The following is a 12,233-nucleotide window of genomic DNA, read 5'->3' as shown; positions in this document are numbered from 1 at the left end:
CTTGCACGAAGAACTTAGATGCCGAACTGTTATTGCCGGCGAACGGTAAAAAGTCTCAGAAATCAAACCAATCAGAAAATTCTTTTAGCAACGCGATATGTATTCGCATGCGCCTCGATAATCAATCGGAGCTGCTCCGAATAGCCCCCTCCCATACTGCATTGAACGGGAATATTATGCTCTCGGGCAAGTTGCAGGACCATTTCATCGCGCCGCCGGCAACCTTCGAGCGTACACGACATTCTTCCAATTTTGTCCGTATGCAGAATGTCGACACCAGCCTGATAGAAGATAAAATCAGGTTTTACATCGGCGATTAAGGCAGGCAAGATTTCGGAAAGGATCTGCAGATAGGTGCGGTCACTTGTTTTATCTTCCAGACCAATATCAAGGTCACTTGCTTCTTTTCGGAAAGGATAATTATTCTTCCCGTGCATGGAGAATGTGAATACGCGCGGCTCGTGCGTGAAAATCGCCGCTGTGCCGTTTCCCTGATGTACGTCCAGGTCAACGATCAGTACCTTGGCTGCTCTCTCGTGATCGAGCAGGTATTGCGCGCCGATAGCTTGGTCATTAAGCATGCAAAATCCTTCTCCCTGGGCCGGTCCCGCGTGGTGTGTGCCGCCGGCAATGTTAAATGCAATTCCTGTCTCCAATGCCATTAATGCACCACGGACCGTTCCGTTCGCAATCCGCAGCTCGCGTTCGGCGAGCATCGGCGTTTGTGTAAATCCAATCCGCCGCATTTCCTGGAGCGTCAGCTTTCCCTGCACAACGCGGTCCGCATATTCGCGCTCGTGAACGGCGTAGACGGATTCCATATCCAGCGGCTCGGAGCTGAAAAAGTCAGCTTGCTCGGCGATACCTTCCCGCAGCAGCTGCTGTGGCAAAAGCTCATACTTATCCATCGGAAAACGATGCTGTTCATGAACAGGATATTTATAGCACGGATGATATGCGATGGGGAACATTCAGGAACTAGGCAGCCGGTGTTTGTTTCTTGAAAAACCCAAGCTTTTTGACCAGCGTAACAATCCCGGCTACAACCGATCCTACGGCCAGCCCGACGATAAATTCCTTTAATGTGGCAGGCAAAGCAGGGAACAGATCGTGGATGTAATGAATGTTATGAACAAAGATTCCGCCGGCAACCAGCAACAGGGCTAGGGTACCCACTACGGTCAGGATTTTAATGATCACAGGCAGCGCGCCCACAAGTACTTTTCCCACTTGGAAAAGAAATCCTTTTTTATCCGAACGGTTGATCAGCTTATAACCGGCATCATCTGACCTGACAATCAAAGCGACAAGGCCGTACACACCTACGGTCGCCAGCAAAGCCACCGCCGCGATGGTGATGATCTGTATGGTCAGGTTTTCGGTCGCCACCGATTCCAGGGCGATAATCACGATTTCGACGGAAAGAATAAAGTCGGTCGTAATAGCCCCCTTTACCTTCGCTTTTTCGTCAACGACCACGGTGGCATCGTGCTCGGCGGCAGGAACTTCCGCGTGTTTATCGCTTTTGTGAAAAAAGTATTCAATGATCTTTTCGGCGCCTTCGTAGGCGAGGTAACAGCCGCCGAGCAGCAGAATGTATGTAATCGCGACTGGAAAAAAAGCATTCAGCAGCAGTGCGACTGGAACAATAATGAGCTTGTTGATTAGCGAGCCTTTTGTAATAGCCCATAAAATCGGCAATTCTCGTTCGGCCAGAAAACCGGTTGCCTTTTCGGCATTCACCGCCAGATCATCCCCGAGAATACCGGCCGTTTTCCGCGTTGCTACTTTAGTAGCCAGAGCAACATCATCCATTAACGCAGTTATATCGTCCAAAACTGCAAAGAAACCCGACGCCATTGATGTTAGTTAAAGTGAATCACTTACAAGTTACAGTTGTAAGGTAGGGTTTAGTTCAATTGCAAAGCCAGGAGTGGTAAAATTTTTATCGGGCTGCGCCAAGCCAGATCCGCATTTGCTCACTTAATGCACTCCATTCAACCTGACCTTGCTGGTGGTAAACTCACCCTTGGAAATTTTTTATCAACAATAACGGACTTACTTTTTTTATTGACATACAGCCTGATGAATCCTCCTTCTTTGTGTAAGTATCCCAAAACCGCAGACAGTTTGAAATTAGAGAATATCACTTAATAGCCTGGCAGGCATCTGTTTGGCCTCCCATTTATTCACTACGCAAACTTTTGACAGGATTTATCAAGGCAGCTTTGATACTCTGAAAGCTAACCGTCAGCAACGTAATAAGTAATGCCCCTGCGCCTGATACGGCAAAAATCCACCAGGAAATTTCAGTACGATATTTGTATTTACTGAGCCAGTTATCCAGAAAATAATAAGCCGTTGGTGTGGCAATGATGAAAGCAATGATGACCAGCAAAACAAAATCTTTGCAGAGCAAGCGCCAAAGATTGAATACCGACGCGCCCAGTACTTTTCGAACGCCCATCTCTTTGGTACGCTGCTCGGCTATGAAAGACGCCAACCCAAACAAGCCCAGGCAACTGATGAAAATCGCCAGGATAGCAAAGCCGGAGGCAAGTCGGCCAATCCGCTCTTCGGTCGCAAATTTCAGAGCATACTGCTGGTCGGAGAACTTGTAATCGAACGGGCTTCCTGGGTTGAACTCGCGAAATACGGACTCAATCTTCCTTAATGATTCGCTGGTGCTTCGCTCTGGGGTTAATTTGATATTGATGACATTTGCCCAGTTATAATCCAACATAAAAACGGTCTGGTAAACCGGCTCAAAGGGTGAACCCATCAGCATATCTTTGATAATACCCACTATCTGGTAGGGTTTACCGTTCCATTTTACAATTTTACCTACCGGGTCTTTTAAACCCATGTAGTTGGCTGCCTTTTCATTCAAGACCATTCCGGAAGAATCAGTCGCAAAGCTCCGCGAAAAGTCTCGCCCTGCAACGAATTGCCATCCTACCGTTTTGCCAAAGTCATGGGTTACGGCGACTGTCCCAAATTGTTCTTTGAAATTCGGATCTTTGCCCTCCCATTCGAACCCGTTATTCTGCGAATTCAAACTGGTTGCAGGTGCCGAGGACGTCGACATTTCTTCAACCGCACCCGTTTCCTTCAACTTGCTCCGCAGTGTATTATAATGGCCATACAACTCCGGAGTATTCATATCGATAGTGATCAGTCCATTGCGCTCGTAACCGACCGGACGGTTTTTGGCATGCTGGATTTGGCGGAAAACAATAATTGTACCGATAATCAGCGTAACTGAAACTGTGAACTGGACGACAACCAATACTTTCCGGGGAATAGTAGCAAAGCGGCCAATTCGAAATGTGCCTTTCAATACTTTTATAGGTTGGAAGGAAGAAAGGTAGAGGGCCGGATAACTGCCAGATATCAGTCCGGTAAACAAACTAAAACCTAACCCGGCAAACCAGAACAACGGCTCGCTCCATGGCAAACCCAATTTCTTGTCGGCAACTTCATTGAAAACAGGAAGCATCAGGAGTGTGAGGAGCAGCGACAGAACAAAAGCAAACGCGACCACGAGTAGCGATTCACTTAAAAACTGACCAACTAACTGAGACCGTACCGAGCCGACTACCTTTCGGATCCCAACTTCCTTAGCCCTTTTTTCGGACCGGGCCGTCGACAGATTCATAAAATTGATGCAGGCCAGCAGCAGCACAAATATCCCGATAATCCCGAATAGCCATACATACTGGATACGGCCTTCCACTTTACCAGTTTTATCCCATCCTGTATACAAATGCCATCGGCTCATTGGGTGCAAAAAAACTTCCGGCTTGAAGGACGCGGTTTCCGGTACATGGATTAATCTCAGATTTTTAATTTTTTTCGAAACAACTTCAAAATCCGAGTTTGGTGAAATCTGAGCCAGCATCTGGAAAGAGTTATTAGCCCAGTTTGCATTGCTCTTAATCCACGGTTCAGATGAAACATACAGGTCCCAGGGTGCAATAAAAGTCATTTCCCGAAACGCAGTATTATATGGCAAGTCCTCGTAAACGCCGGTCACTTTAACGTTAAGCTTATTGTCAATCTTCACTATTTTGCCCATCGGGTCGGTCTGGCCAAAAAGTGCTTGCGCGACCGACTCGGACAACAAAATCGAAGCTGGCTCCCGTAGCCCGCCGCGTGTCCCTTTCATCATCTTCAATGTAAGCATTTCAGGAGCCTCCGCTCCAAGATAGTTGCCGGTTTTGGTAAATTTACGGTCGCCATAAGCCAGAATATGTTCTCTGGTCCAGGACGACATCACAACACGGTCGAAATCATCCTGAAACTCCGTTACCAACACGTCTCTTAATGGAATCGGCATGTGTTCCCCAGCTCCAAATTCTCCATTGACGGATGCGCTTTGCATGACCTTCGCGATCCGATTATAGTTTTGGTGATATTTGTCGAAGGACAACTCATCATAAATCCAAAGTCCTATGAGCATCACTACGGCCATGCCCATGGCGAGCCCGCCAATATTAATCAAAGAATATCCTTTTTGCTTAATAAGATTTCTGAAAGCGATTTTAAAATAGTTACGTATCATGTTATGGCTAAAATAAGAGCTTGATGAATAAAGGTTTCGTTGTCTTCTCAGATATCTTGGCCTAATAAATCCCATAGCTTGCTGCCAGTAAAGCCAGCGGGCGTTTCTTTCCCCTACCTTTTTAACCTGATAATTGAATTCTTCATGCAGATCGCCTTGTATAATTTCGTACTGATGAGAAGCGAGAATCCATTTAAGAAGCCGGTCGGCAACCAATGGTGGTTTTATGGGATATTTGTCGGAAGTTTTCATTAGCCGAATGCTGGTTTAAGAAGACTCGTCAGTCTTGACCAAAAATTATCCCTTACTTCCTGAATCTGCTGCAAGGTGCGTTGTCCGTAGGCTGTCACCGTATACAAGCGCTTTCGGCGGCCTCCGCGTTCAGCCGTAGATCCTCCTACCTCAGATTTGACCATGCCTTTCTCTTCCAATCGTTGCAGAGCTGAATGCACCTGATTCAATCTAACGGAACGGCCAGTTTGCTCGATGATTTCATGCATGAGCACCACGCCATATGCCTGTCCCTGCATCACGGCCACGCCCAATAGTACAATTTCTTCAAACTCTCCTAAATAGGTCCGATTCATGATTTTTTATTATTTACATGTTTGCTGAGCAAATAGCTTGCCGGAATAAGAAATCTTAATTATATTTTTGATAATCAATATTTTAACGAAAAAGTGAACAACTGAAAGTGTCCGTTATTGGACATTTATATCCGTTATGAAAGAATAGTCAGAGGTCAATTAAATACCGCCGCTATCTTTGCCGGCAATAGCCTGAGCAATGCCAGGAATCCTTCCATTAGCAAAGACGAGAATGTGGCTTTTAACGGAATGGGTCCGTGCGGATAGCAAGAATTTGCTATTGTGATTTGCCGTGAGGTTCGGTTCCTTTGTGCCAGTCCCGATGAAGAGATTATCCTTACGTAACTATATCAAATCCGTGATGCCAACAAACTAAAATAGAACCACTATTTTACTCTTAACCAGATTACACTCTCCGCAGAGAGTCAAAAGCGGGACAAAGCACCCGATTCTGGCTAGTGTGGTTTACGTGTGCCGGCAACCGGAGCACCCCAGCGACAGCTGATAATCGACTATATATTATGTCACAGACTGGGTAAAGATGATGAGCTTACCATTTTAGAACTGTTTAACTCGTTGTTAAACAATGATCCGTATTTATTATTTTACCTAAACCAAATAAGTTCTATGACCTTGGAGGAAAACAAGACATTTATGACTTTTTTTATTGAAGAAGTTATAAATAAAAAAAAGCTGGATGCAGTCAATGATCTGGTATACGAAGATTTTATCGAACATATACCTTTCCCTGGGCAAGGACCCGGGCGAGAGGGATTGAAATTTGCTTTGAATTCAATGTTTACCGGATTTCCTGATATGCATTGGACGGTGAATGAACAAATTGCAGAAGGTGAAAAGGTCGTAACCAGGTTTACCTGGACAGGAACCCAAACAGGTGAATTCATGGGCATACCTCCAACAAATAAGCAAGTTGAAGTTTGGGGAGTGGTTATTGATGTTGTTACCGATAAGTTGTTTTCCGAAAGCAGGATAATAATGGATACTGTTGGGTTATTACAGCAGCTGGGAGTCATGCCCGGACCAGCGGGGAAATAGTTGCAAAACTAGCCTAAAAGTTAGTGAATTTCGACATAACCTTCTGATCAAAAGAGGGATATGGACGGTTCAATCCCTATTTATTCAAAGAAAGGAACGCCGGGGGTTGCATATTTACGCATACCTTCCTCATTTATTTCAACACCAATCCCCGGTTTTTCAGAAACTTTGATAAATCCTTTGGTCACCATTTCTCCTTCGAACGTAACAATCTCTTTAAACATAGGATCCTTGTGGAAGTAAATTTGCCACTCCATTATCATGAAATTAGGAACTGAAACGCACACGTGAGTTGACGCCATCGCACCCAGATATGACGCCACCATATGTGGTGCAAATGGGACGTAGTACAAATTGGCCAGGTTGGCTATCCGTTGTGCCTCGCCCAGTCCGCCTGCCTTTTGAAGATCTGGCATAATAATATCCACAGCTCCGATCTCCAGTAGTGGTCTGAAACCCAAGGCTAAATAATGATTTTCACCTGCACAAATGGGAGTACTTGTCGAATCCGCTATTCTTTTGTATGCTTCCGCATTTTCTGCGGGTATTGGCTCTTCCAGCCACATCAAATTGAGAGGTTCAAGGATTTTTGCAACTTTCTCACCTGTAGGAGCGTCGTATCGGCCATGCATGTCGGCACAAATGTCAATTTTAGGACCTACTGCTGCTCTGGTGGCGGCCATCTGATCATACATTCGCTGCACTTCAGCCGGGCTGGCCGTCCAGTTATACCTATCATATTTATTTGGGTCGTTTGCCTGGTCCAGATCGAACTTCACCGCAGTGAAGCCCATACCTACAGCTTCTTTTGCCGCCGCGGCAAAATCCTCGGGCTTGGGCAGCCGGTTTTGATACAAAGCGGTATCCATGTAAACTCGGATATCGTCTCTGAATTTACCGCCCAAAAGCTGATATACCGGCAATCCCAGAGCCTTCCCAGCCAAATCCCAGAGTGCAGTTTCCACTGCGGTGAGGACGGCAATATACATGCCCGACTGAGCACCTTCGAAAAAACCACTTCTCCTGATATCTTCAAAAAGCCGATGGATATTTAGCGGACTTTTGCCTTTGATCCGCTGACCGAACATCTTTACCAGATGGTATGTCCCGGGTGTTGCATCCACGCCTTCGCCATGCCCCACGATATCCTGATTGGTATATATTTTAACAAACAGACTATGGCCATTTCGGATGTATCCACATTTGATATCAGTGATTTTCAGATCTGAAGGTGCCGAATTTTTTGGTGTTTTATCAATCGCATTTTCATATACTTCGCCGAACCCGGCAAGGGGTGCACTTGCTAAGGCGGTTGAAATTGCGGCATTTTTGAAAAACTGTCGTCTTGAAGTAGGACTTGCCATAGAATGTGACTTGAGGTTTGCTAAAAAAATTGGGCTACGAACCGCCTTGTCCCCATGGACTTACCAGGTTCGGGTCTTCAACAACTCCTGGATTTGCTCTTTTGGAACCGGCAATTGATCGATACGGTCATTGAGCCATTGCGAAAAGTCTTTTTCAATTTCATCAGACCACCTGGTGTCAATCTGTCCGGGCGTATACTTTTGCTCACGCAGGCGCTGGTGCCCAAACATATCCCGCAATCTCACTACCTCAGAAGTTTTGACAACTTTCTCAGCCAGATGGGGAGGAATGAATATCACACCTCCATCCCTACCCAGTACAATATCACCTGGCATGACGGCAGCATTTCCGATTTTTGTCGGCTGATTGATGCCGACCAAGGTGGTGTTTATCTCTTTACCAGGGCTGGTAAGGTGGTGAGATGGGTGATAACTCCTGAAAAATGAAGTAAATGAACCTATTTCTTTCAAACCATTAATGTCCCGGACCGCTCCATCATACACAATGCCATTTCCACTCTTGACATAAATAGAATTTGCCAGATTGTCGCCGATCGTTGGGCCATCTTCATGGGCTCCAAATTGGTTGACGACATACACATCACCTTTCACGAGCATATCAATAGGCCAGGAATTTTGTGACTTTACCCTGCCATCCTGGGTATGACCGCGTTCATCGATCGCCAGGTGGATATCTGGCCTCCCTGGTATAAATGAAGCCGTCAAGGCCCGTCCAACAAGCACTGAGTCTGGATTAATAGTCTGCCAGTTGTCGTCGTACTGATGTTTGAAGTTTTCTCCTTTCAACACTGCCCAAGCCTCTTCCAATGTCACAAGTTTCATTCTTTTCAGAATTGCGTCCGGAACTTTCGGTCGGCCGTCGGAAAACCGTTCACCCTTCCAGAGCGGAGTGAGAAACAGCAGTTCATTTTTTGTGATTTGCTGAGAAATAACGTTTTCTGTATAAAGCAGACCGAGTAGTAGTATGAGCAGTCTTTTCATAATATCAGATTATGTTTGATAAAGACCAGTTCAACATCGTTCTACTTTGAGCAAAAAAGAAACAGCAGGCAATCAAAAAAATCCATATTAAACATCATTTTTTTTCATTCATATGCGTAACCAATCTCCAACCCAGCCGTTCTGCTTATTCAACTCTTTAGTCCAGACTTTTCACCGCATTCGGAAGGAATGCAGCCCCATCAAATATGATTGACTCGTTATGGTCACCAATCACTGCCATCAGTAACCGCTGGCTTGGGCAGATGCCGGGAAATTGGCTCTTGCTCGTTTCCGCTGTTATCAAAGCATAGTCACCAATCACCATGTTTCCCGAAATTTTTACTCCCGACAGGCTTGCCTCAGAGCTCTAATACCATACAAGTAACCGTATATAACTATATGGCTATTTTATTTTAATATTAGTAGATTGTGTCATATTTGGCTTTTTTACTAAGACCTAACTACATTAAAATATGAAACACATTTTCTACCTTAAATTTCTGTTAATCTTTGCATTAGCATTTTTTGTTTTTAGCCCGTCCCACGGTCAGCCCAACAAGGTGACCGGTTCGGTGGTCAATAGCCGGGATGGCCAACCGCTTCCGGGGGTATCGGTGGTCGTGAAGGGTAATTCCGGGACCACAACCGGGACATTGACAACGGTCGAAGGTGCATTTGAAATCAATGCCGCGGCCAACGCGACTCTGGTTTTCAGCTTTATTGGATACCAATCGCAGGAGATCGCCCTGAACGGCCGCAGCAAACTGGATGTAACGCTTGTGGAGGCCGCAACCAGCCTGGAAGAAATTGTGGTAACAGCTCTTGGTATCAAAAAGGAATCCAAGAAGCTTGGCTATGCCACCACCACGGTGGGTGCAGATCAGATCAACGTAAACCGCACACCCAATTTCGTCAATACCCTCCAGGGGAAGATAGCCGGTGTAAATATCACCAGCCTCGGAACCGGTCCGGGCGGTAGCTCCAAGATCCGGATCAGGGGTCAATCGTCATTTTCGGGACAGAATTCGCCGTTATTTGTCGTCAATGGCGTACCGATTGACAATACCAACTTCAGTACAAACCCGGGGAATCAATCCTCTGACAATTCCATTGGCGTAAGAGCCGGAGGGGGAAATACATCGGATGGCGGAGACGGTCTTTCCAGTATAAACCCCGACGACATTGAAAGCATGACTGTTTTGAAAGGAGCCACTGCTGCGGCACTATATGGGTCAAGAGCCAAGGATGGGGTGATCATGGTGACCACGAAGACCAAAGGTGATCGCAAGGGACTTGGCGTGAGTTACAATACCAATTTTACGGTTGACACGCCCTTGGACTTCACGGATTATCAATACGAATATGGACAAGGTGAAAATGGTGTCCGTCCTACCACACCAAACCCAACCTCCGGGCAATGGTCATTCGGGGAAAAATTCCAGCCAGGCATGACACAGGTACTTTTCGATGGCGTTACATTGCCTTACGAACCAGTCAGAAACCGTATTCGTGATTTTTTCAGAAACGGCACAAATTTTACCAATACCATTTCCCTATCGTCGGCATCGGAAAAGGGCGGATTCAATCTTTCTCTTTCCAATACGGACAACAAGGGGATTGTTCCAAATAACTCATTTAACCGAAAGACAGTTAACCTGGGATTTAGCTACGACCTTTCCAAAAAGCTCTCGGTGACTGGGAACATCAACTATTCGTTTGAGAAAAATAAAAATCCTCCCATTATTGCAGAGCAGGACAATTCGATCCCGACCAGCCTTTACAATCTGGCGAACTCGATGCCTTTGAACCTGCTGGACGAAAAAAAATATGATGCCAATGGCGACGAGTTTGTTTATTCGCGCTTCCGCAACCGTACCAATCCTTATTTTATATTGGCGGAACAATTCCAGAACATACGCCGTGACCGGATATTTGGAAACGTTGCTATTCGCTATAATTTTCTGCCCTGGCTATACGCTCAGGTGCGTGTTGGACAAGATTACTGGTCAAGAGATCAGGATTATAACAACTTTCCAACCGGACAAGCGTCCCGCCCCCCTGCACCTGCAGGATTCGTCAATGGTCTATACACCCAGGAGTCTCGTCGTTTTCGTGAGCTCAACAAGGATTTCCTCATCGGAGCAAACAAGAAGTTTGGAGATATAGGGTTCGACCTTACCCTGGGAGGAAACCAGATGTACCGCCGGTCTGACCTCAACAGCGAGCAGGTAACAGACTTTATCGTTCGGGGCCTCTACACCGTCATGAATGCCCGGGTCAAGGACCCTTTGTATGGGCTTTCCGAACGGGGCGTGAACTCTGTATATGGCGCTGGCGAAATTTCCTATAAGGATTTTCTCTATCTGAATGTCACGGCAAGAAACGACTGGTTCTCAACGCTTGCGCCAGCCAACCGTAGTATCCTGTATCCTTCGGTTTCCGGAAGTTTCGTTTTCTCACAGGCCTTCGAAACGTTGCCAGCCTGGCTCAATTTTGGTAAAATCCGCGCTGCCTATGCCGAAGTAGGTAGTGATACCGACGTTTCGCCTTATTCCAACAACCTGTTTTACGGAATCAACGCTAATTTGTTCCCCAACCTATCCGGTGCCCTGCAGCCAATAGGTTCCATCAGTGGTAATACAGTGCCCAATGCTAACCTGAGACCCATGCGTACCACGGAGACTGAGGTGGGTCTGGAATTGAAAATGCTCGATAATCGGTTTGGGATCGATTTCGCACTTTATCGTAAAATCACCGATGACCAGATTGTGTCCGCGCAGATTTCCGATGGATCAGGCTTTACCAATACGCTGATCAATAGCGGGCGTGGCAGAAATCAGGGAGTGGAGTTACTAGTGAATCTGGGCGTAGTAAGGACGGATCACTTTGAATGGGATATCTCGGTAAATGGATCCTATAACCAAACCAAAGTATTAAGCTTACTTACTGACAAACCAGGCGAACGAATCACTGTCGGAACGCACGTTTTCAATGGTGAGCTCCGCCAGGTGGTAGGGCAGCCCATGGCACAATTATACGGATTTGGTTTCTTGCGTGATACTCAGGGCCAAAAGGTTTTTGGTGGCAACGGAATTCCACTCCGGACGCCCGACCTGATCTCTTTTGGCTCAGCAGTACCAAAATGGGTTGGCGGTATTACCAATACACTCAACTACAAGGGAATCAATCTATCCTTCTTGATTGACTTTAAGCTTGGACACAAAATGATGTCGGGGACTAACTTTAATGCAACCAGGCATGGGCTGCACAAAATGACCCTGGAGGGGCGCGAAGGAGGTGTAGTAGGTGTGGGTGTAAACCAAAATGGCGAAGTTAACAAAGTAGTGGCAGGGGTTCAGCCCTATTGGGAAGTTGTTCGCTCGCAAGCACTGGTGGAACCTATCGTTTACAACGCAGGATTCTGGAAATTGCGCCAGCTTACCGCCGGATATGACCTCACCAGATTATTGCCAGCCAGCTATCCTATCAAGGGCCTTCGTGTCAGCTTTGTAGCCAATAACATCCTGGTTCTGAAAAAGTGGGTGCCTAATATTGACCCCGAATCATTTGGATATGGCTCCGATAACGTCATTGGGCTAGAAGCAACAGGATTGCCTACGACACGCAGCATGGGCTTTAATCTTAACGTGAAATTTTAAA

Annotated in this window: 8 protein-coding genes; 2 read left to right on the top strand and 6 right to left on the bottom strand. The window is 46.2% G+C overall.

The window, feature by feature from the left end:
• Positions 1 to 71: 71 nt before the first annotated feature.
• The 4 genes from FBF61_RS14460 to FBF61_RS14445 form a co-directional block, all read right to left on the bottom strand.
• Positions 72 to 908 (bottom strand): histone deacetylase family protein, encoded by an 837-nt coding sequence (locus FBF61_RS14460; RefSeq protein ID WP_310590274.1) that lies wholly within the window; start codon positions 906 to 908, stop codon positions 72 to 74.
• A 70-nt stretch (positions 909 to 978) separates the two neighbouring features.
• Positions 979 to 1,860, bottom strand: coding sequence for a DUF808 domain-containing protein (locus FBF61_RS14455; RefSeq protein ID WP_138478350.1), 882 nt, complete (start codon positions 1,858 to 1,860; stop codon positions 979 to 981).
• Positions 1,861 to 2,185: 325 nt separating this feature from the next.
• Positions 2,186 to 4,816: an ABC transporter permease gene (locus FBF61_RS14450; protein WP_205748285.1), complete on the bottom strand. Its 2,631-nt coding sequence runs from the start codon at positions 4,814 to 4,816 to the stop codon at positions 2,186 to 2,188.
• On the bottom strand, positions 4,816 to 5,151 hold the full coding sequence (locus tag FBF61_RS14445; protein WP_138478348.1) for a PadR family transcriptional regulator: 336 nt from the start codon (positions 5,149 to 5,151) through the stop codon (positions 4,816 to 4,818). Before FBF61_RS14445 ends, FBF61_RS14450 begins: the two co-directional genes overlap by 1 nt.
• A gap of 627 nt (positions 5,152 to 5,778) precedes the next feature.
• Here FBF61_RS14445 and FBF61_RS14440 point away from each other — a divergent pair.
• Complete coding sequence (locus FBF61_RS14440) at positions 5,779 to 6,207, top strand: ester cyclase (protein WP_138478346.1); 429 nt, start codon at positions 5,779 to 5,781, stop codon at positions 6,205 to 6,207.
• Between the two features lie 80 nt (positions 6,208 to 6,287).
• Here the strand turns inward: FBF61_RS14440 and FBF61_RS14435 are convergent, their stop codons facing one another.
• A complete protein-coding gene (locus FBF61_RS14435) occupies positions 6,288 to 7,571 on the bottom strand; it encodes a mandelate racemase/muconate lactonizing enzyme family protein (RefSeq protein WP_138478344.1) in 1,284 nt (427 codons plus the stop codon).
• Positions 7,572 to 7,631: 60 nt separating this feature from the next.
• Positions 7,632 to 8,573 (bottom strand): RraA family protein, encoded by a 942-nt coding sequence (locus tag FBF61_RS14430; RefSeq protein ID WP_138478342.1) that lies wholly within the window; start codon positions 8,571 to 8,573, stop codon positions 7,632 to 7,634.
• A 473-nt stretch (positions 8,574 to 9,046) separates the two neighbouring features.
• Between FBF61_RS14430 and FBF61_RS14425 the strand changes: the two genes are divergently transcribed.
• A complete protein-coding gene (locus tag FBF61_RS14425; protein WP_138478340.1) occupies positions 9,047 to 12,232 on the top strand; it encodes a SusC/RagA family TonB-linked outer membrane protein in 3,186 nt (1,061 codons plus the stop codon).
• The last annotated feature ends 1 nt before the right edge of the window (position 12,233 follow it).

This window comes from Dyadobacter bucti (assembly GCF_005869225.1).
Classification (GTDB): domain Bacteria; phylum Bacteroidota; class Bacteroidia; order Cytophagales; family Spirosomataceae; genus Dyadobacter; species Dyadobacter bucti.
This window is presented reverse-complemented; position numbering and strand designations above follow the sequence as displayed.